The organism is Burkholderia sp. Ac-20344, assembly GCF_017104975.1.
GTDB lineage: Bacteria > Pseudomonadota > Gammaproteobacteria > Burkholderiales > Burkholderiaceae > Burkholderia.
On sequence record NZ_JAAGPP010000074.1, the window covers coordinates 23,204 to 42,995 of the forward strand.

Below are 19,792 nucleotides of genomic sequence, written 5' to 3' on the forward strand. Positions count from 1 at the left end.
AAATATTTTTGACCTCTGACGGCGTTTATCTCATCAGTCTCAAGCGCCAGAATGACTTCCATACCGCAACCGCCCCCTTTCAGGAGCCCACGATGAGCACCATTCCCGCATTCGGCCTCGGTACGTTCCGCCTGCAAGGCCAGGTCGTGACCGACTCGGTCCGTAACGGCCTCGAAGTCGGCTACCGCGCGATCGACACCGCGCAGATCTACGGCAACGAAGCCGAAGTCGGCGAAGCGATCGCCGCCTCGGGCGTGCGCCGCGAAGACCTGTTCCTCACGACCAAGATCTGGGTCGACAACTACGCACCGGACAAGCTCGTGCCGAGCCTCGAGGAAAGCCTGCGCAAGCTGCGCACCGACTACGTCGACCTGACGCTGATCCACTGGCCGGCACCCGACAACGGCGTCGCGCTCGACACGTTCATGACCGCGCTCGCCGACGCGAAGGCGAAGGGCCTCACGCGCCAGATCGGCATCTCGAACTTCAACATCGAACTGACGAAGCAAGCGATCGCGGCGGTCGGCAAGGATGCGATCGCGACGAACCAGATCGAGCTGAGCCCGTACCTGCAGAACCGCAAGCTGGTCGAGTTCCTGAACGCCGAAGGCATCCACGTGACGTCGTACATGACGCTCGCGTACGGCAAGGTGCTCGGCGACCCGGTGATCGGCGCGATCGCGCAGCGTCACGACGCGACGCCCGCGCAGGTCGCGCTCGCGTGGGCGCTGCAGCTCGGCTACTCGGTGATCCCGTCGTCGACGAAGCGCGAGAACCTCGCGAGCAACCTGCTCGCGCAGACGCTGCGCCTGACCGACGAAGACATGGCGCAGATCGCCGCGCTCGACCGCAACGGACGCGAAGTCGACCCGGCCGGCCTCGCGCCGAAGTGGGACTGAACGCGCCACCCGCCCTTTGCCATCCGATTCGCCGCGGCCAGAAAAACGCGGCACCGACAGGACATCATCATGACCCAGGACCCGCTTTTCCAACCGCTGCAACTCGGCGCGCTGACGCTGCCGAACCGCATCGTGATGCCGCCGATGACGCGCTCGCGCGCCAGCCAGCCCGGCGACGAAGCCAACGAACTGATGGCCGCGTATTACGCGCAGCGCGCGAGCGCGGGCCTGATCATCAGCGAAGGCACGTATATCGCGCCGCTCGGCAAGGGCTACGCATGGACGCCCGGCATTGACACGCCGTCGCAGGTCGCCGGCTGGCGCAAGGTGACGGACGCCGTGCATGCCGCGCACGGCCGGATCTTCGCGCAGCTGTGGCACGTCGGCCGGCTGAGCCACACGAGCCTGCTCGGCGGACAACAACCCGTGTCGTCGTCGCCGCAGCAGGCGAAAGGCGTGAACGTGTTCATCGCCGGTGAAGACGGCAGCACGCCGGGCTTCGTGCAGGCGTCCGAGCCGCGCGCGCTGACGATCGTCGAAATCCGCGAGATCGTCGATCAATACCGCGCCGCCGCACGCAACGCAATCGAAGCCGGCTTCGACGGCGTCGAGCTGCACGGCGCGAACGGCTACCTCGTCAACCAGTTCATCGACTCGAACGCGAACACGCGCACCGACGCGTACGGCGGCTCGCTGGAAAACCGGCTGCGCTTCCTGCGCGAAGTCACGCAGGCGCTGATCGAAGGCACGGGCGACGCGTCGCGCGTCGGCATCCGCCTCGCACCGCTGACGACGCTGAACGGCTGCGTCGACGCCGATCCGGAAACGACCTACCTCGCGGCCGCGAAGCTGCTCGGCGAACTCGGCGTCGGCTACCTGCATATCGCGGAAGCCGACTGGGACGACGCGCCGCTGATGCCGGTCGAGTTCAAGCAGCAACTGCGCGCCGCGTTCCCGGGCGTGCTGATCTATGCCGGCGCGTACACCGCCGAGCGTGCCCGCGACGCGATCGCCGCCGGCTGGGCCGACCTCGTCGCGTTCGGCCGCCCGTTCGTCGCGAACCCCGACCTGCCCGAGCGCCTGCGCACCGGCGCGGCACTCGCGCTGCACGACCGCAACACGCTGTTCGGCGGCGGCGAGCGCGGCCTGACCGACTACCCGACGCTCGCGCAAGCCGCGGCCTGATCGGGCATGCGCGGCCGCGTCAACCAACGGCCGCGCATGCCGGGCCGCGCGCAATCGCAACGGCTATCGCCACGATTGCCATTTGCGCATTGCAGCCGGTGCCATTGGCGTCTAGCGTTTACAGGTTCGTCGACGTATTCCCGTCACCCGACCTGAAAGGATGCCTCGCCATGCGAAGCCGCTTCCCGAAACGCCCCATGCTGCCGGCCGCCGTGGCCTGCGTCGCACTCGCCTTCTGCGCGTCGTCCGCCCGTGCCGACGACTCCGCCGGACTCGCGCCGCCCCAGCCGGCCACGCCCGTGCTGTCGACGACTGCGGCTGGCCTACAGGTCTACACGTGCGACTACGACGCCGGACACAAGCTCGCGTGGGTGTTCCAGCACCCGGAAGCGATGCTGTTCGACGCCGGCGGCACGCTCGTCGTCCGGCACGGCGCGGGGCCGTCATGGGAAGCGCCCGACGGCAGCCGCATCATCGGCAAGAAGCTCGCGGAAGCGCCAAGCGCACGCCCGGGCAGCATTCCGCAACTCCTGCTCGCGGCGACACCGGCCGCAACGGACGCAAAGGCCACGGCCGGCACGCTCGCCGGCGTGCGCTTCGTGCAGCGGCTCGATACCGCGGGCGGCACGCCGCCGGACACAGCATGTTCGACCGAGCATGCGATCGGGCGCTTTCCGTATTTTGCGCGGTACGTGTTTCTGAAGTAACGCGCGACCGAGCCCGAAGCACCAGGCACCGCCGAAGTGTTGTCCTTGACGCCCCGATTGATCAGTCATCCTATCCTTGATGCGCGGATACATGCCGCCGTTCAGGTTGCGCAGCGCTCAGCCGATCCGCATCGACAGCTCGACATCGCCGCCGAACGGCACCGACAGATAACCGTTCTCCGGCGCGCGCACGTAAGCGAGATAGTCGGGGTTGAAATCGGCATTGTCCGCAACGACGAACGCGCCGGGCCGCAACCGGTGCTCGACGCGTGCAAGCACCTCGGGATACAGCGCCTTCGCGCCGTCGAGCAACAGCAGGTCGACCGAATCCGGAAGATCGGCGGCCAGCGTACGCAACGCATCGCCCTCGCGGATCTCGACGAGATCGGCGAGCCCGGCCGCCGCCAGGTTCGCCTGCGCACGCACGACCTTCGACGGCTCGAATTCGCTCGTGATCAGCCTGCCGCCGCCGTTGTCGCGCAATGCGGCCGCGAGATGCAGCGTCGAAATGCCGAACGACGTGCCGAATTCGACGATCGACCGCGCGCCGCCACTGCGCGCGAGCATGTACAGCAGCGTGCCCGTCTCGCGCGACACGGCGAGCGGATAGTCCTTCAGGCGCGCATACAAATCGGTGTAGCCGGTCTTGCTGCGCATCAGCCGCGCTTGCTCGTCGCGCGAAAGGTGGGCGAAGTCCGGGCTCGTCGCGGGCGACGAGGCGTCGGCTTCGTCGAACAGGCGTGCCAGCAGCGAAGCCAGCGGGTCGCGAATCAGGGTGGTCATGCGGATCTCCGGTGTCAGGTTGAGTGCGTCAGTGCGCCCGACTAGAATATGACGAACTATTCAGGTTTTACTATTCGCATTGGCAGACCGCCCATGACCGACCGCCGAAACGCCCCGATCGCCACGCGCAAGCAGCCTCGACAGGCGCGCTCGACCCGTCTCGTCGAAGACGTCCTCCAGGCCGCTATTCAGGTTTTGGCCACCGAAGGCGCGCAGCGTTTCACGATGGCGCGCGTCGCCGAGCGCGCCGGCGTGAGCGTCGGCTCGCTGTACCAGTACTTCCCGAACAAGGCGTCCGTGCTGTTCCGGCTGCAGCGCGACGAATGGCGGCAGACGTTCGAGATGCTGTGCGGGATACTGCAAGACACGCGGAAGACGCCGCCCGAGCGGCTGCGCACCGCCGTGCATGCCTTCATCCGTTCGGAATGCGACGAGGCGAACATGCGCATTGCGCTCGACGACGCAGCGCCCCTCTATCGCGACGCCCCCGAGGCACAGGCAGCGAGGGCCGAGGGCAACCGGGCCTTCGGCGCGTTCATGCGCGAAGCGCTGCCCGACGTGTCCGACGCCACGCATGCGCTCGCTTGCGAGCTGATCATGACGACGCTCACGTCGGGCGGCAAGGTGTTCTCCGAAACCGCACGCACGCCGGCGGAAATCGACGCCTATTCGACCGCGATGGCCGACATGTTCTGCGCGTACCTCGCGCATCTCGCGCACGATTGACACGGCGAAGGCCGGAACGCGCGCGAGCGCAGGCCGCGCGCGGCGCCGGTATCATCCGGGTGCCGCTTGGCGCGCGGCCGTGCCTCGCGTCGCGCGCCGCCGCCGTCATGCGCGTGCGCGGCCCCAATGAAAGACATCTGTAATTTTCAATGCATCCCCCGCTTCCCCCCTGCCCGTCGGCCCCGCATTCAAATAATCGCCTTAACGGATTCGAACTAGGCGTATACACGCGTGCCGTCGCGACGGAGCCCCGTTGCACGCCGATATAAGCGCTGAGACATGCGCTGCATGCTCTTCCCCCAATGGGACGTGATGGGCCGTTCGCCTAACCTTCGCTACGGCAAAGCACACGTGACGGGCTCGACACCACAACGCGTCGCACGACGCGACACCCTCGCGATCGTTTCGATTCGCACGTAACGACACGGATCACGCGTCATTCGTCCCCACGACGTTGCCGACCATTCCAACCAGATACGAGACACCCTGACGACGGTTCGCTACGGGCCGTTTCAGCATGCTGATAAAGGAGCAAGCTCATGAGTGATACCCCGGTGCAGCCGACGGTCGGCGTCGGCGCGGAAGAAACTGACTTTGGCACCCAGGGAGTCATCGACCGGTACTTCGACATTTCGTCGCGCGGCAGCACGCAGCGCCGCGAGATCGTTGCCGGCGTCACGACCTTCCTCGCGATGGTCTATTCCGTGTTCGTCGTCCCTGGCATGTTCGGCAAGGCCGGCTTCGACACGAGTGCCGTGTTCGTCGCGGTCTGCCTCACGACCGCGTTCGGTTCGCTGCTGATGGGCCTGTGGGCGAAGCTGCCGATCGCGATCGGCTGCGCGATCTCGCTGACCGCATTCACCGCGTTCGGCCTCGTGCTCGGCAAGGGGCTGCATCCGACGGTCGCGCTCGGCGCCGTGTTCCTGATGGGCCTCGTGTTCACCGGCATCTCGGTCACCGGCGTGCGCTCGTGGATCCTGCGCAACCTGCCCGCGGGCGTCGCGCACGGCACCGGGATCGGCATCGGCCTGTTCCTGCTGCTGATCGCATCGAACGACGTCGGCCTCGTGATCAAGAACCCGGGCGCCGGCCTGCCGGTCTCGCTCGGCCAGATCACCGCGTTCCCGGTCATCATGTCGGTCGTCGGCCTGGCCGCGATCTTCGGCCTCGAAAAGCGGCGCGTGCCGGGCGGCATCCTGCTCGTCGTGATCGCGATCTCGGTGTTCGGCCTGATCTTCGATCCGAGCGTGAAGTACCGCGGCATCTTCGCGCTGCCGTCGCTGAGCGCACCGGGCCATGCATCGCTGATCGGCGCGATGGACATCAAGGGCGCGCTGTCGATGGCCGTGCTGCCGAGCGTGCTGGCGCTGGTGATGACCGCCGTGTTCGACGCGACCGGCACGATCCGCGCGGTCGCGGGCCAGGCCGGCCAGCTCGACGAGAACGGCCGCATCGTCAACGGCGGCCGCGCGCTGACCGCCGATTCGATCAGCTCGATCTTCTCCGGCTTCCTCGGCGGCGCGCCGGCGGCGGCCTATATCGAGTCGAGCGTCGGCGTGGCCGCCGGCGCGAAGACGGGCCTCGCGGCTGCCGTGGTCGGCCTGCTGTTCCTCGTCGTGATGTTCTTCTCGCCGCTCGCGGGCCTCGTGCCGTCGTACGCCACGGCACCGGCGCTGATGTACGTCGGCCTGCTGATGCTCGGCAGCGTGAGCAAACTGCACATGGACGACATGGTCGACGCGATGTCGGGCCTCGTGTGCGCGGTGTTCATCGTGCTGACCGCGAACATCGTGACGGGCATCATGCTCGGTTTCTCGACGCTCGTGATCGGCCGCCTCGCCAGCGGCGAATTCCGCAAGCTCAACGTCGGCACCGTGCTCATCGCAGCCGTGCTCGTCACGTTCTATCTCGGCGGCTGGGCGATCTGACCGCGGATCGTACGCGACGTCGCCGGCAGAAGGACGGCGCGCATCGGGACGGCATCGTCTCCTCCACCATCATCGTTGATGGCCTCCAGGCCTGGGAACGCTAGTTTCCAGGCTTTTTTTGTCGATGCGTCACGGCGCGGGGTGCACCGGGCACGCGTCGCGCCACGAATCCACGCCCGGTGCTACGATCGCACTTTGCCTTCAGGAGCCCCCATGCACGCGCTCGGCATCGTCTCCGAATCGAGCACGCGGACCTCGGCGCGCAAGCCTCCGTTCATCCCGTCGTTCGGCTTCCACGAAGTGCATGAATCCAGGCCGATCGATGCCGCTCCGGCACGCATCATCGACGCGGTCACCGCGCTCGACATGCGCACGGATCCGGTCGTCGATGCGCTGCTCAACGTTCGCGAATTCCCCGCAGCCCTTGCCGCGTCGCTGCGCCACGGCACCACGCGACGCGAACGCGAACGCTTCGGCCTCCATGCGTTCACGCCGCTGCATCGCAACGACAGGTCGCTGTCGCTCGGCCTCGTCGGCCGCTTCTGGCGTCCGGACCTCGGCGTGCTGGCGATCGCCGACGCAGCGGCGTTCGTGCAGCACGACGACCCGCGCGACGCGAAACTGGTGCTGCGCTTCGAGGTCGTCGGGCTGGCGTCGGGGGCGCACATGCTGCGCACCGAAACCTTCGTGCATTGCCCGACCGCCCGTACGCGGCTGCTGTTCATGCCGTACTGGCTCACGATCCGGATCGCGAGCGGCTGGATTCGGCGCCGCACGCTGGCGGCGGTCGAGATGGCGCTGGCGTAGGGCCTGCCTCTGCCGATGGCCGGCTCGCGCCGGCCGGCGCGTCAGAACGGCTTGATCACGACCAGCCCGACGACGATCGCGGTCGCGGCCACGACCGCGCCCGCGGCCTGCCCGAGCCAGGGCGCCGGCACGACGACGAGATCGTCGCGTTCCATGCGCCGCAGCGTGCCGGCCAGGATCCCGTGCAGCGCCGACAGCGCGACGACCACCACGAGCTTCCCCCACAGCCACGCCGCGCCGAACCAGTGACCGTTCAGCGCCAGCGCGATCCCCGCGATCCAGACCAGCGCGAGCGCGGGTGCCGTCACCGTGCGGTCCCAGCGCCGCACCGCACGATGCACGGCGAGGTTGGCGATACGCACGCCGACGGACAGCAGCAGCAAGCCGCCGATGAACGTGACCATGGCAACGACATGCACGGCCTTGAGCCACAGGTAGATCATCGTGCGTGCCTCCTGCGCGCGATCCATCCGGCACTCGTCAGCCCGACGAACGGCACGACGGCGGCCAGCACGAGCCGTGCGACTTCGGTCTTGCTCCACAGCCCGCTCGACGCGGTGCCGACGACCGCCCATACGTACATCGCGAACGCGATGCCGTGCACCGGGCCCATGATCGATACCGCGGCCGGATAACCGGCCAGGTGCTTGAGCGGTACGGCGATGCACACCAGCACGACGAGCGTGGTCGCCTCCAGCCACGACAGGTATTGCAGGTTCCGCAACGCATTGCGATCGTCTTGTTGCATCGGCAGCCTCCAGATTGGTCCGTGACGATTGTCGCGTGTGGTGCCGCTCCGGGCCACTGGCTAAAATGACATCTTTAAACGGATTCTGGCCACGCGCCCTTCAACGCCATGCATACGGTCGCCGTACTCGCCCTGCCCGATGTCGTCCCGTTCGATCTGGGCATGGCGTGCGACACGTTCGCGCGCGTGCGCTCGCCCGACGTCGCGCACCCGTACCGCGTGCGCGTGTGCAGCGAGCACGCGCGTGTCGCCGGCGACCTGTTCGACCTGCGCCCCCCGTTTCGCCTCGACGCGCTCGCCGATGCCGATACGATCGTCGTTCCCGGCACGTCCGTGCCGCTCGCGCCCACGTCGCGCCACGTGATCGCCGCACTGCGCGCGGCGGCCGCGCGCGGTTGCCGGATCGCGTCGATCTGCAGCGGCGCGTTCGTGCTCGCGGAAGCCGGGCTGCTCGACGGCCTGCGCGCAACGACGCACTGGCTCGCGGCCGCCGAACTCGCGCGCCGCTATCCGCGCGTGAAGGTCGACCCGAACGTGCTGTTCGTCGACAACGGGCAGATCCTGACGTCGGCCGGCGCGGCGGCCGGCCTCGATCTGTGCCTGCACATGATCCAGGCCGACTACGGCGCGGCGGTCGCCGTCGACGCGGCGCGCTGCGCAGTGGCGCCGCGTGTCCGCGAGGGCGGGCAGGCGCAGTTCATCGTGCCGGAATGGCCGAGCGGCACCGATGGCCTGCAAGGCCTGATGGACTGGCTGCAGGCCAACCTGCGCAAGCCGCTCACGCTCGACGCGATGGCCCGCAAGGCGTCGACGAGCGTGCGCACGCTGACGCGGCGCTTCCAGGAGCAGACGGGCACGTCGCCGCGGCAATGGCTGCAGACCGCGCGCGTCAGGCATGCGCAGCAGTTGCTGGAGGTCACGGCGCTGTCGATCGAGCATGTCGCGACGGAGGCCGGGTTCGGTTCGGTCACCGCGTTTCGCGAACGGTTCACGCGCATCGTCGGCACGTCGCCGCAGCGGTATCGTCAGGCGTTCCGCGCACGAACCGGCGCATGATGGTCGCCGCGCCGCCACCCACCGCGCGTCGGCTCGCGATGCTTCATCCCGGCGGCGCAAAACCCCGCGCACGCAACCGTCAGGATCGCTACCGAATACTGCTCAACCACGTCGCCCGCCACACCATCGCGCCAACCGGACCCGATCGATGACCCGCATCCGCAATCCCCTGAACATCGCGCAGCTCCAGGCGTTCGTCTCCGCCGCGCATCACAAGAGCCTGCGCGCCGCCGCGCGCGAGCTCGGCGTCACGCAGCCCGCGATCACGCATACGATCCGCGAGCTCGAAACGGCGCTCAATGCGGAGCTGCTCGCGCGCAGCGTACGCGGCGTCGAGCTGACCGCGTGCGGCCATGCGCTGCTGCCGCGCGCCGAGCAGCTGCTCGGCGACATCCGCCGCACGGTCGAGGCCGTCGAGCAGGTGAAAGGCGAGATGTCGGGGCGCGTCGCGGTCGGCACGATGCCGTCGATCGCGCTGACGGCGCTGCCGCGCGCGGTGACGGCATTCCGCCAGTCGATGCCGAACGTGAGCCTGCATCTTGAGGAAGTGACGGTGCCCGACGCGCTCGCGCAGTTGCGCAACGGCACGCTCGACATCGCTGCAATGCACCATGTGCCCGCGCTCGACCGCGATTTCACGCAATCGCCGCTGCTGTCGACCGAATTCACCGTCGTGATGCGCGACGGCCACCCGCTTGCGCACGCACGCCGGTTAGAGGAATTGCTCGATGCCGAGTGGATCGTCACCGTCGGCGCCGAGCAGTTTCCGCACAGCGTGATGGTCGGGATGTTCGAGGCGCACGGGCTGCCGCTGCCGAAGCGCCTGCTGCGCTCGCCGATGTCGTTCGCGGTGACGCTCGGGCTCGTCGCGCGCTCGGACGTGATCGGCTGCTTCACGCGCCCGCTCGCCGCGATGGTGGCGCCGCTCGGCATCCGCACGGCCGAGCTCGACGAAAGCATGCCGCGCTTCGACCTGTCGATCATCGCGCGGCGCGACCTGCTGCCCACGCCCGCCGTCACGCAATTCGTCACGTGCCTGCAGCGTGCGGTCAACGAAACGCTCGGCTGAATCGTTCATGTGTCTGAAACGGCAGCGCACGTGACGCGCTGCCGCCGGGCCCGGTATCGGGGCTTGTCCTAGGCGCCCTGCCGGTATTTTGTCTTGATAATCTTGCGCACGTCGCGCGCCCGCATCGGGTGGGCGAAACGGACAGCCTGACGCGAAGCCGCGGCGGGCCGAAGGCTTACGGCGCGGCACAACCGCGCACCCATCGAACAAAACGAGGAGTCACCGAGTGAAAAAGATTCTTGCGGCTGTGACCGTAGCCCTGCTCGCCGTATCGGCCGGCGGCGCATATGCGAAGGACTGGTCGACCGTGCGGTTCGGCGTCGACGCAAGCTACCCGCCTTTCGAATCGAAAGGCGCTGACGGCAAGGTGGTCGGGTTCGACGTCGACCTCGGCAACGAAATCTGCCGCCGCATGAACGCGAAGTGCGTGTGGATCGAAAACGACTTCGACGGGATGATTCCGGCGCTGAAGGCCCGCAAGTTCGACGGCGTACTGTCGTCGATGTCGATGACGCCGGCGCGTCAGGAACAGATCGCGTTCTCGGCGAAGCTGTTCAACACGCCGACGCGCCTCGTCACGAAGAAGGGCACCGGCCTGATGCCGACGGCCGAATCGCTGAAGGGCAAGTCGGTCGGCGTCGAGCAGGGCACGATCCAGGAAACCTATGCGAAGACGTACTGGGCCTCGAAGGGCGTGAACGTCGTGCCTTACCAGAACCAGGACCAGGTCTACGCCGACCTGATCTCGGGCCGTCTGGACGGCGCGCTGCAGGACGCGGTGCAGGCTGAAATCGGCTTCCTGAAGACCCCGCGCGGCGCGAACTTCGACTTCGCCGGCAAGGACATCGACGATCCGAAGACGCTCGGCAACGGCGCCGGCATCGGCCTGCGCAAGGAAGACACCGACCTGAAGGCGAAGATCGACGGCGCGATCGCCGGCATGCGCAAGGACGGCACGTACGACAAGATCGCGAAGAAATACTTCGATTTCGACGTCTACGGCAAGTAAGCCGCCACGCAAGCGCACGCAGCGCTTCGGCACGAACGGGCTCCGCAAGGAGCCCGTTTCGTTTGTGCGCGGGGCGCCGGCAGCGTTATTTTTTCCGTATCAACCTGATGATTCTCAACGAAAATCAGCGCGTTCCGGCGCCGGTTTGATGGCGGTGAGGAAGGCAACGTACAATCGATCTTCCACGCACACCGGATCATTCGCGGCTGCGCCGCACTCCCCCATCATGCAAACGCAGACCCATCCGCTGATTTCCCCCGCCGTCGGTACCGAACGCCAGATCACGAGCTTTCACTACGGCCCGCGCGGCGGCAAGAAGGTCTATATCCAGTCGTCGCTGCATGCGGACGAACTGCCCGGCATGCTGGTTGCCACGCTGCTGCGCCGCAAGATCGCCGCGCTCGAGACGGCCGGCAAGCTGCGCGGCGAAGTCGTCATCGTGCCCGTGCCGAACCCGATCGGCCTGTCGCAACACGTGTTCGGCGATCACCTCGGCCGCTTCGAGCTCGGCTCGATGCAGAACTTCAACCGCAATTTCTACGATCTCGCCGCGCTCGTGCTGCCGCGCGTCGAAAGCCGCCTCACGAACGACGCGCAGCACAACCTCGTCGCCGTGCGCGCCGCGATGCGCGAAGCGCTCGACGAACAGACGCCGCGCACCGAGCTCGATTCGCAGCGCCTCGCACTGCAGAAGCTGTCGTTCGACGCCGATATCGTGCTCGACCTGCATTGCGACAGCGATGCGGTGATGCACCTCTATACGAATCCCGATCTGTGGCCCGACGTCGAGCCGCTGTCGCGCTATCTCGACGCGCAGGCGTCGCTGCTCGCGCTGAATTCGGTCGGCAACCCGTTCGACGAGATCCACAGCTTCTGCTGGTCGGATCTGCGCAACCGCTTCGGCGACCGCTTCCCGATCCCGAACGGCGCGATTTCCGTCACGGTCGAGCTGCGCAGCGAGCGCGACGTGTCGTACGAATTCGCCGAAAAGGACGCGCAGGCGATCGTCGAATACCTGACCGAGCGCGGTGTCGTCGACGGCACGCCGGCGCCGCTGCCGCCGCTCGCGCATCCGGCCACGCCGCTCGCGGGCACCGATCCGCTCGTCGCACCGGTGTCGGGCGTGATCGTGTTCCGCACGCCGGTCGGCGCGATGATCGAGGCCGGCCAGGCCGTGGCCGACATCGTCGATCCGCTGACCGATCGCGTCGTCACGCTGAAGAGCAGCGTGTCGGGCGTGCTGTACGCGCGCCAGATCGTGCGCTTCGCGACGGCCGGCATGGAAGTCGCGCGGATTGCCGGCGCGACCGCGATCCGCACCGGTTCGCTGCTGTCGGCCTGAGCGGCCGGCCCGCGCGCCGGGTCGCGGCGCGTATCACGCCCCCCCCGCGCGCCCCCGCCCGCACCAACGAAATCGCCCGCTTGCGCGGGCGATTTGCTTTCCGGCATGCCGGCGATCCCTCCGGCCGGGCGGGCGGCACACGTGACCGTTCAGAACGCCGGTATGATCGCGCCGCCGAACTTCTGGTCGATGAACTTGCGCACGTCGTCCGATTCATAGGCCGCGACGAGCTTCTTCACCCACGGCTTGTCCTTGTCCTGCGCACGCACCGCGATCAGGTTCGCGTACGGCCCGCGCAGGTCCTCGATCGCGATCGCATCCTTCACCGGCGTGAGCCCGGCCTTCACCGCGTAGTCGGTGTTGATCGACGCGGCATCGAGATCGGGCAGCGCGCGCGGCAGCTGCGCGGCGTCGAGTTCGACGATCTTGATCTTCTTCGGGTTCTCGGCGACGTCGAGCGGCGTCGCGTTCACGCCGTTGGTCCCGGCGCCCGCCTTCAGCTTGATCACGCCGTATTTCTGCAGCAGCAGCAGCGCGCGGTTGCCGTTCGACGGATCGTTCTGGATCCCGACCTTCGCACCCGCCGGCAAGTCCTTCAGCGACTTGAGCTTTTTCGAATAGAAGCCCATCGGCGCCGTGTACGTGAGCCCGACGTTGACGATCCTGTAGCCGCGCTGCTTGATCTGGCTGTCGAGGAACGGCTGGTGCTGGAAGCCGTTCGCGTCGAGATCGCCGGAATCGAGCGCCGCGTTCGGCTGCACGTAGTCGTTGAATTCGATGACCTTGATCGCGAGGCCTTCGCGCGCGGCGACCTTCGTCACCTCGGTCCAGATCTGCGCGTCGGGGCCGCTCATCGTGCCGATCTTCAGCGTTTGCGAGTCGGCGTGCGCACCGGGCGCCGCGAATGCCAGCGCCGCGGCGAGTGCGCCGAGGCCGGTCAGGAATGAACGTCGCATGGTGTCCTCTTGTCCCGTGTCGTTGGTTGGAACACGGATCGTGGCATGGGGCCGGAACGCCACCAACCAAGCTTATTTCATGTGCATATTCCCGATCCGGATCGATTCTCTGCCGAAATCGGTATAACCCCCGCCATACAACCCGGGCATGATTCGGTGTCGCATCGACGCCACACATTCTTCATATGACAGTCGCTGTCATATTCATTACGTGGCCCCTCGATAAAGTTGCCGCCGGTACGTGAAAGCGCCCATAGAGAGCGCCGGAACCGCAACTGGACACGCCATTTATTCGCTCGGAGAATCCTTTGAACAAGAAACTGTTGACCATCGCCGCCCTGGCAGCAACGGCCGGCACGGCACACGCACAAAGCAGCGTGACCCTGTACGGTGTCATCGATGCCGGTATCAGCTACGTGAACCACAGCAAGACCGCCAACGGCGGCTCGGGCAAGCTGTTCAAGTACGACGACGGCGTTGCCCAGGGCAGCCGTTGGGGCCTGCGCGGCACCGAAGACCTCGGTGGCGGCCTGAAGGCGATCTTCGTGCTCGAAAACGGCTTCAACAGCGGTAACGGCACGATCGGCCAGGGTGGCGCGATCTTCGGCCGCCAGGCTTACGTCGGCCTGAGCCAGTCGCAATACGGCACGGTCACGTTCGGTCGCCAGTACTCGTTCTCGACCGACATCCTCGGCTCGAACTACTCGACGGGCGGCAACACGGTCGGTGGCAACTACGCGTACCACGTGAACGACATCGACCAGCTCACGTCGAGCCGCATCAACAACGCCGTGAAGTTCCAGAGCGCGAACTACTCGGGCTTCACGTTCGGCGCGTTGTACGGCTTCTCGAACTCGACGGACTTCGCCGGCGCACCGGCCACGACGTCGGGCACGACGACGACGGCAGGCTCGTCGCGCGCATACAGCTTCGGCCTGAACTACGCGAACGGCCCGCTGTCGGTCGGCGCAGCCTACACGGACATCCGCTTCCCGAGCCAGTCGACGCCGGCCTTCTCGACGACGATCGCGAACATCAGCACCGGCAACGTCCGCGACCTGCGCACGTACGGCGTCGGCGGCCGCTACGTCTGGGGCCCGGCAACGGCATGGCTGCTGTGGACGCGTACGCAGTTCTCGACCGTTTCGGGCGCGGGCGGCACGTTCTACAACGCGTATGAAGCAGGCGCGAAGTACGCATTCACGCCGGCGCTGTCGGGCGGCCTCGGCTACACGTACACGAACGCAACGCAGAACGGCAACTCGTGGCACTGGAACCAGGTCAACGGTATCGCCGACTACGCACTCAGCAAGCGTACGGACGTGTACGGCCTGGTCGTGTACCAGCAGGCATCGGGCAAGGGCGTGCAAGCGCAGATCGGCTCGAGCACGAGCTACTTCAACACGTCGGGCACGGGTTCGAAGAACCAGATCGCCGCACGTATCGGTATCCGTCACAAGTTCTAAAGCATCCGCTTAACTCGCGGATCACGACGGCAAGAAGCGCCCCGCTCCACGCGGGGCGCTTTTTTATGCGCTTTTAAGTTTCGCTTAATTCTGGGCTGAGAGGATGCTCTCACCCCCCCTGTTGGCCGCCTGAGCATCGGCGGCTTTTTTTTTGAACCGCCGACGGCGCCGCCATCGATTGCCCACAAGACAGGATCGGAGGCCATGATGATCGAAGATACCGTTTTCAGCCATCTGCACGCGATTCTGACGTGCCAACATTCGATGCCGGTCCAGAGCTGCCGCGTATCGGTCGAAATGCAGCGCCCGTGGGGCCGGCCGTATCGCCTCGTCGAGTGGACGATGCATCTCGACGCGCCCGCGCGGCGCCAGATCGTGCCGGCCGAATCGACCGACGAAGAGATCGCCGAGGTCGTCGCCTCGCACGTGCCGGGCCGGCTTTACGGCGACGGCCGGCTGCAGTTCTGAACGCCTTCCCGCTCCACCCGCTTCCCGCATTTCAGCCGCGCCGCACGCACCGTGCGGCAGTCGGTCTCGTTTGATGCAGCAACGAAACCTGCTACGCTGCGCGTTTTCGTCCACGCAACACACGATGGAAAACGCATTCAACGAACGCGGCGTGACGATCACGCGCAACGGCCTGTCGGCCGCCGGGCAGGTATTCGCGCTGCGTGACATCCGCCAGGTCGATGTCGTCAAGATTCCGAAGAACCGCCTCGTGCCGTCGCTGATCTCGCTGATCGGCGCGGCCGCCGCCGTCGCCGGCGGCATCGCCGGATCGAGCGCCGCGCTCGTCGTCGGCGTGATGCTCGCCGTCGTCGGCTATCTCGCGTGGACCACGCAGGACGTCACGTATCGCCTGATGGTCGAGATGCCCGACGGCAAGCGCGAAGCGCTGTCGAGCGTCGACGTCGAGTTCGTCGAACGCGTCGCGCAGGTCGTGCGCGATGCGCAGGCCGCCACGACGGCCGGCTGATTCCATTCGCATCCCTGCAATCCCTGCACGCTTCGATTCGCGGTGCCCCGCCGCGCGCAGCGCGTTTCGCGTCGCGCAACGGCACCCTCGATTGCCGCATCGAATCGCATTCCGCTACCGCCTCGCGAACACCGCGCCTGCGCAGCGTACGCCGACCGCCTAGTATGGAAAGAGCGGCTCGCCGCCGCATCGTCCGAGGAGGCCAGCATGAACGTCCAGACGCTGTCCGGCACGCTTCGCGCGCAGGAACTGCTGATCGTGTCGATGATCCGCGCGCTTCCCCCTGACGCACGCCGTGCGATCGTCGACCTGTACACCGAACAGGTCGCGTTCGCCGAACAGGCGGGCCTCGAGAGCCACGGCGATCGTGCCACGCACGACGCGTTCATCTCGCATGCACGCAACCTGCTGATACGCATCGAAGCGCTGGCCTAGCGTACCGGCGCGTTTCTCCCGAATTTCCCGCCGCGGCTCGCCCGAGCCGCGCAGGTGAGCGCTCACCCACACGAGCCGCTTTGCGTTCTTGTATTGATAATAATTCTCATTTACACTGGTAAAGTTATCAGTTGCCTTTCAATTCGCCGCTCGCCGCCTTCCGTGCGCGGGCGGGCCAGCCAGGTGAACGCGTCACCCAGCCAGCCTTCGGGCTTGTCATCGTCAATGGGAGACCACCTGTGCATTGCTATACGCTGGCGCGGCGGCCGATCTGTGCCGCACTGTTCGGCGCGTTCGGCCTGTCCGCCGCCCCGGCTCACGCCGATTCGTCGCCGCAAGGCGCCACCCCGCCTTCAACCCTCCTCGTCGCCGCGTCCACGCGCGGCGATGCGGCGCTGCTCGACCCCGTCACCGTCACCGCCAACCGCACCGCCACGGCCGCGAGCCGCACGGCGGCGTCCGTCTCGGTGATCACCGACGAGGATCTGGAAGAACAGCAGGCCACCAACATCAAGGACGCGCTGCGCTACGAACCGGGCATCACGGTGCGGCGCACCGCGTACCGGCCCGGCAGCGCCGCGCTCGGCGGCGGCCGCGACGGCGATTCGAGCATCAACATCCGCGGCCTCGAAGGCAATCGCGTGCTGCTGATGGAAGACGGCATCCGCCTGCCGAACGCGTTTTCATTCGGCCCGCTCGAAGCGGGGCGCGGCGACTACGCCGATCTCGACACGCTCAAGCGCATCGAGATCCTGCGCGGGCCGGCCTCGGCACTTTACGGCAGCGACGGCCTGACCGGCGCGGTGAACTTCATCACGAAGGATCCGCGCGACCTGCTGTCGATCTACAACAAGCCCTACTACTTCTCGTTCCGGCCGAGCTACGACTCGGCCGACCGCAGCATCGGCGCGACCGTGTCGGCCGCGGGCGGCAACGACCGCCTCCAGGGGATGATCATCGCCGACGGGCGGCGCGGCCACGAGGTCGACACGCGCGGCAGCAACAACTCGGCGAGCACGCTGCGCACCACGTCGAACCCGCAGGACGTCTATTCGGAATCGCTGCTCGGCAAGCTCGTGCTGACGCCGACCACGCGCGACACGATCAGGTTCACCGCCGAAACGGTGCAACGCCGCGTGAGCACCGACGTGCTGTCGGCGATCAGCCCGCCGACCACGCTCGGCCTCACGACCTACGACCGGCTCGAGCGCAACCGCTTCAGCGTCGACTACGATTTCCGCGACGATGCGTTCCGCTGGTTCCAGACCGCGCACGTGCAGTTCTACTACCAGGACGCGAAGCAGGACCAGTACGCGTTCGAGACGCGCGGCAGGGCGCCTTCGCGTTCGCGCGACAACCAGTACAAGGAGCGCACGTTCGGCGGCTCCGCGTTCGCCGAGAGCGGCTTCGCGACCGGCCCGTTCGCGCACAAGCTGCTGTATGGGGTCGACGGCAGCGTGTCGCGCGTGACGAACCTGCGTGACGGCACGGTGCCGGGCGTCGGCGAAGCGTTCCCGAACAAGGCGTTCCCCGACACCGACTACACGCTGTTCGGCGCGTTCGTGCAGGACCAGATCGGCTACGGCCGCCTGCTCGTCACGCCGGGCCTGCGCTTCGACACCTACCGGCTGAGCCCCACCGAGAACGATCCGCTGTTCACCGGCAAGGCCGTGTCGACGAGCGCGAACGAACTGTCGCCGCGTGTCGCCGTGCTCTACGAGATCACGCCCGCGGTCATTCCGTACGTGCAGTACGCGCACGGCTTCCGCGCGCCGACACCCGACCAGGTGAACAGCAGCTTCTCGAACCCGGTATACGGCTACACGTCGATCGGCAACCCGAACCTGAAGCCCGAGACGAGCGACACGTTCGAAGCCGGCCTGCGCGGCAAGGCCGGCACCGGCTACGGCGTCGTGCGCTATAGCGCGGCCGCGTTCACGGGCCGCTACCGCAACTTCATCTCGCGCACGACGATCGCCGGCAGCGGCCGGCCAACCGACCCGTTCGTGTTCCAGTACGTGAACTTCGCCGACGCGCGGATCCACGGCCTCGAAGGCCGCGCCGAATGGGTGATGCCGAACGGCATCACGCTGAAGACGGCGATGGCGTTCACGAAGGGCTCGACGCAGAACGACGGTGCGGCGAGCCAGCCGCTCAACACCGTCAACCCGTTCTCGGCCGTGTTCGGCGTGCGCTACGAGCCGACCGAGCGCTGGTACGTGCAGACCGACCTGCTGTTCCAGGCCGCGAAACGCGACAAGGACATCGACAAGTCCGACTGTTCGAACAAGACGTGCTTCTCGCCACCGTCGTCGTTCGTCGTCGACCTGCGCGGCGGCTACCGTTTCAACAAGCACGTGAGCGCGACGATCGGCATCCGCAACCTGTTCGACCGCAAATACTGGAACTGGTCGGACGTGCGCGGCATCGCGGCCGATTCGCAGGTGCTCGATGCGTATACGTCGTCCGGACGCACGGTCGCCGTCAGCATGAAAGTGGATTTCTGATGCGCGCCGCCCGCGCTGCCACCCCAACCGTTACTTGAAGGAGTCCGACATGATGCAATCCGCCCTTCCCGGTCAACCGGCCACGCCGGCCCGCGCGGCCACCGCGCTGCGCGACGCATTCATCAAGCTCAAGACCGAGCGCCAGTTGCGCAACCGCGACGTCGCGCAGGCGCTCGGCGTCAGCGAAGGCGAGGCGCTCGCCGCATTCGTCGGCGAGCACGTCGTGCGGCTCGACGCGCGCTTTCCGGCGATGTTCGAGGAAATGCCGCGCCTCGGCCGCGTGATGGCGCTCACGCGCAACGACACGGCCGTCCACGAGAAGGACGGCGAGTATGCGCAGATGAGCCATGACGGCCCCGTCGGCCTCGCGCTCGGCGATATCGACCTGCGCATCTTCTATCGTCACTGGGTATCGGCGTTCGCGGTGCGCGACGAGACCGCGCACGGCCCGCTGAAGAGCCTGCAGTTCTTCGACGCGCAGGGTCATGCGATCCACAAGGTGTACCTGCGCGCGCACAGCGACCACGCCGCGTACGACGCGTTCGTCGAGCGCTGGCGCGCGCCGTCGCAGGAGCCGGGGCTCGAGGTCGCGCCCGCCGCGCCGAAGACGCCCGAGCGCGCCGACACCGAGATCGACGTCGCGGGCTTCCGCGCCGCGTGGGACGCGATGACCGACACGCACCAGTTCTTCGGCATCACGCGGCGCTTCGGCGTGAGCCGCATGCAGGCGCTGCGTCTCGCCGATCCGCAATACGCGTATCCGGTCGAAACCGCGCACGCGCTGCGCCACGTGCTCCAGCAGGCGGCACAGAGCGGCCAGCCGATCATGGTGTTCGTCGGCAACACGGGGATGATCCAGATCCATACGGGCCCCGTCGCGAACGTGTGCGAGGTCGGCGCATGGATCAACGTGCTCGACCCGGGCTTCAACCTGCACGTGCGCGAGGACCTGATCGCCGCCGCGTGGGTCGTGAAGAAGCCGACGAGCGACGGCATCGTCACGTCGCTCGAGCTGTTCGACCGGCAAGGCGACCACGTCGCGCTGCTGTTCGGCGAGCGCAAGCCCGGCAAGGTCGAACGCGACGACTGGCGCGCGCTCGTCGCGACGCTGCCGGCCGCGGCACGCGGAGGCGCACGGTGAGCGCGCGACCGTTCGATCCGCGCCGCCGTGCGGTGCTGGCGGGCGCAGCGGC

General features: G+C 67.2%; 20 protein-coding genes. 16 read left to right on the forward strand and 4 right to left on the reverse strand.

The genetic code is table 11. The features are described 5' to 3' along the window. The first annotated feature begins 92 nt into the window (after positions 1–92). From dkgB to G3N64_RS22385, 3 genes are all read left to right on the forward strand, one after another. Complete coding sequence (gene dkgB, locus G3N64_RS22375) at positions 93–899, forward strand: 2,5-didehydrogluconate reductase DkgB (protein WP_205785862.1); 807 nt, start codon at positions 93–95, stop codon at positions 897–899. Between the two features lie 69 nt (positions 900–968). Next, complete coding sequence (locus tag G3N64_RS22380; protein WP_205785863.1) at positions 969–2,084, forward strand: alkene reductase; 1,116 nt, start codon at positions 969–971, stop codon at positions 2,082–2,084. A gap of 170 nt (positions 2,085–2,254) precedes the next feature. Next, a complete protein-coding gene (locus G3N64_RS22385) occupies positions 2,255–2,791 on the forward strand; it encodes a DUF3455 domain-containing protein (RefSeq protein WP_205785864.1) in 537 nt (178 codons plus the stop codon). 117 nt (positions 2,792–2,908) lie between these two features. Here G3N64_RS22385 and G3N64_RS22390 read toward each other — a convergent pair whose 3' ends face one another. Next, positions 2,909–3,574, reverse strand: coding sequence for an O-methyltransferase (locus G3N64_RS22390; protein WP_205785865.1), 666 nt, complete (start codon positions 3,572–3,574; stop codon positions 2,909–2,911). Positions 3,575–3,622: 48 nt separating this feature from the next. Between G3N64_RS22390 and G3N64_RS22395 the strand changes: the two genes are divergently transcribed. The 3 genes from G3N64_RS22395 to G3N64_RS22405 all read left to right on the forward strand — a co-directional run bounded on the left by G3N64_RS22395 (position 3,623) and on the right by G3N64_RS22405 (position 7,035). Beyond that, positions 3,623–4,300, forward strand: a complete 678-nt coding sequence (locus G3N64_RS22395) for a TetR family transcriptional regulator (protein ID WP_205785866.1) — start codon at positions 3,623–3,625, stop codon at positions 4,298–4,300. Between the two features lie 539 nt (positions 4,301–4,839). Then, complete coding sequence (locus tag G3N64_RS22400; RefSeq protein WP_205785867.1) at positions 4,840–6,228, forward strand: NCS2 family permease; 1,389 nt, start codon at positions 4,840–4,842, stop codon at positions 6,226–6,228. 213 nt (positions 6,229–6,441) lie between these two features. Continuing rightward, complete coding sequence (locus tag G3N64_RS22405; protein WP_205785868.1) at positions 6,442–7,035, forward strand: hypothetical protein; 594 nt, start codon at positions 6,442–6,444, stop codon at positions 7,033–7,035. Between the two features lie 41 nt (positions 7,036–7,076). Here the strand turns inward: G3N64_RS22405 and G3N64_RS22410 are convergent, their stop codons facing one another. Beyond that, positions 7,077–7,478, reverse strand: coding sequence for a CopD family protein (locus tag G3N64_RS22410; protein WP_205785880.1), 402 nt, complete (start codon positions 7,476–7,478; stop codon positions 7,077–7,079). Next, positions 7,475–7,783 (reverse strand): DUF3817 domain-containing protein, encoded by a 309-nt coding sequence (locus tag G3N64_RS22415; RefSeq protein WP_205785869.1) that lies wholly within the window; start codon positions 7,781–7,783, stop codon positions 7,475–7,477. The genes G3N64_RS22410 and G3N64_RS22415 overlap by 4 nt, the downstream gene beginning before the upstream one ends. Before the next feature lie 108 nt (positions 7,784–7,891). On the opposite strand from G3N64_RS22415, the gene G3N64_RS22420 reads away from it, so the two are divergent. The 4 genes from G3N64_RS22420 (at position 7,892) to G3N64_RS22435 (ending at position 12,259) form a co-directional block, all read left to right on the forward strand. Next, positions 7,892–8,839 (forward strand): helix-turn-helix domain-containing protein, encoded by a 948-nt coding sequence (locus G3N64_RS22420; RefSeq protein ID WP_205785870.1) that lies wholly within the window; start codon positions 7,892–7,894, stop codon positions 8,837–8,839. Positions 8,840–8,987: 148 nt separating this feature from the next. Further along, the gene (locus G3N64_RS22425; RefSeq protein WP_205785871.1) at positions 8,988–9,908 is read left to right on the forward strand and encodes a LysR substrate-binding domain-containing protein; all 921 of its coding nucleotides are present in this window, start codon (positions 8,988–8,990) and stop codon (positions 9,906–9,908) included. Between the two features lie 226 nt (positions 9,909–10,134). Further along, complete coding sequence (locus G3N64_RS22430) at positions 10,135–10,917, forward strand: ABC transporter substrate-binding protein (protein WP_069252628.1); 783 nt, start codon at positions 10,135–10,137, stop codon at positions 10,915–10,917. Positions 10,918–11,143: 226 nt separating this feature from the next. Next, positions 11,144–12,259 (forward strand): succinylglutamate desuccinylase/aspartoacylase family protein, encoded by a 1,116-nt coding sequence (locus tag G3N64_RS22435; protein ID WP_205785872.1) that lies wholly within the window; start codon positions 11,144–11,146, stop codon positions 12,257–12,259. Positions 12,260–12,408: 149 nt separating this feature from the next. Here the strand turns inward: G3N64_RS22435 and G3N64_RS22440 are convergent, their stop codons facing one another. Beyond that, on the reverse strand, positions 12,409–13,215 hold the full coding sequence (locus G3N64_RS22440) for a MetQ/NlpA family lipoprotein (protein ID WP_205785873.1): 807 nt from the start codon (positions 13,213–13,215) through the stop codon (positions 12,409–12,411). A 308-nt stretch (positions 13,216–13,523) separates the two neighbouring features. Here G3N64_RS22440 and G3N64_RS22445 point away from each other — a divergent pair, with 308 nt between their 5' ends. From G3N64_RS22445 to G3N64_RS22470, 6 genes are all read left to right on the forward strand, one after another. Continuing rightward, positions 13,524–14,681 carry a porin gene (locus G3N64_RS22445; protein WP_205785874.1) on the forward strand — a complete coding sequence of 386 codons (1,158 nt, stop codon included), beginning with the start codon at positions 13,524–13,526 and terminating at the stop codon, positions 14,679–14,681. A gap of 207 nt (positions 14,682–14,888) precedes the next feature. Beyond that, a complete protein-coding gene (locus G3N64_RS22450) occupies positions 14,889–15,149 on the forward strand; it encodes a DUF2866 domain-containing protein (RefSeq protein ID WP_011353838.1) in 261 nt (86 codons plus the stop codon). 124 nt (positions 15,150–15,273) lie between these two features. Beyond that, positions 15,274–15,657 (forward strand): DUF6232 family protein, encoded by a 384-nt coding sequence (locus G3N64_RS22455; protein ID WP_205785875.1) that lies wholly within the window; start codon positions 15,274–15,276, stop codon positions 15,655–15,657. Positions 15,658–15,864: 207 nt separating this feature from the next. Further along, positions 15,865–16,092, forward strand: a complete 228-nt coding sequence (locus G3N64_RS22460; RefSeq protein ID WP_205785876.1) for a hypothetical protein — start codon at positions 15,865–15,867, stop codon at positions 16,090–16,092. Between the two features lie 239 nt (positions 16,093–16,331). Continuing rightward, on the forward strand, positions 16,332–18,599 hold the full coding sequence (locus G3N64_RS22465) for a TonB-dependent hemoglobin/transferrin/lactoferrin family receptor (RefSeq protein WP_205785877.1): 2,268 nt from the start codon (positions 16,332–16,334) through the stop codon (positions 18,597–18,599). A gap of 49 nt (positions 18,600–18,648) precedes the next feature. Next, positions 18,649–19,740, forward strand: a complete 1,092-nt coding sequence (locus tag G3N64_RS22470) for a ChuX/HutX family heme-like substrate-binding protein (protein WP_205785878.1) — start codon at positions 18,649–18,651, stop codon at positions 19,738–19,740. Positions 19,741–19,792 lie beyond the last annotated feature (52 nt).

Bases quoted from the DNA above. Each gene is read 5' to 3' on its own strand.
- G3N64_RS22470 (WP_205785878.1), top strand. From the start codon at position 18,649: ATGATGCAATCCGCCCTTCCCGGTCAACCGGCCACGCCGGCCCGCGCG.
- G3N64_RS22420 (WP_205785870.1), top strand. From the start codon at position 7,892: ATGCATACGGTCGCCGTACTCGCCCTGCCCGATGTCGTCCCGTTCGAT.
- G3N64_RS22415 (WP_205785869.1), bottom strand. From the start codon at position 7,783: ATGCAACAAGACGATCGCAATGCGTTGCGGAACCTGCAATACCTGTCG.
- G3N64_RS22405 (WP_205785868.1), top strand. From the start codon at position 6,442: ATGCACGCGCTCGGCATCGTCTCCGAATCGAGCACGCGGACCTCGGCG.
- G3N64_RS22400 (WP_205785867.1), top strand. From the start codon at position 4,840: ATGAGTGATACCCCGGTGCAGCCGACGGTCGGCGTCGGCGCGGAAGAA.
- G3N64_RS22435 (WP_205785872.1), top strand. From the start codon at position 11,144: ATGCAAACGCAGACCCATCCGCTGATTTCCCCCGCCGTCGGTACCGAA.
- G3N64_RS22450 (WP_011353838.1), top strand. From the start codon at position 14,889: ATGATCGAAGATACCGTTTTCAGCCATCTGCACGCGATTCTGACGTGC.
- G3N64_RS22460 (WP_205785876.1), top strand. From the start codon at position 15,865: ATGAACGTCCAGACGCTGTCCGGCACGCTTCGCGCGCAGGAACTGCTG.
- G3N64_RS22440 (WP_205785873.1), bottom strand. From the start codon at position 13,215: ATGCGACGTTCATTCCTGACCGGCCTCGGCGCACTCGCCGCGGCGCTG.
- G3N64_RS22455 (WP_205785875.1), top strand. From the start codon at position 15,274: ATGGAAAACGCATTCAACGAACGCGGCGTGACGATCACGCGCAACGGC.
- G3N64_RS22385 (WP_205785864.1), top strand. From the start codon at position 2,255: ATGCGAAGCCGCTTCCCGAAACGCCCCATGCTGCCGGCCGCCGTGGCC.
- G3N64_RS22395 (WP_205785866.1), top strand. From the start codon at position 3,623: ATGACGAACTATTCAGGTTTTACTATTCGCATTGGCAGACCGCCCATG.
- G3N64_RS22410 (WP_205785880.1), bottom strand. From the start codon at position 7,478: ATGATCTACCTGTGGCTCAAGGCCGTGCATGTCGTTGCCATGGTCACG.
- G3N64_RS22390 (WP_205785865.1), bottom strand. From the start codon at position 3,574: ATGACCACCCTGATTCGCGACCCGCTGGCTTCGCTGCTGGCACGCCTG.
- dkgB (WP_205785862.1), top strand. From the start codon at position 93: ATGAGCACCATTCCCGCATTCGGCCTCGGTACGTTCCGCCTGCAAGGC.
- G3N64_RS22380 (WP_205785863.1), top strand. From the start codon at position 969: ATGACCCAGGACCCGCTTTTCCAACCGCTGCAACTCGGCGCGCTGACG.
- G3N64_RS22425 (WP_205785871.1), top strand. From the start codon at position 8,988: ATGACCCGCATCCGCAATCCCCTGAACATCGCGCAGCTCCAGGCGTTC.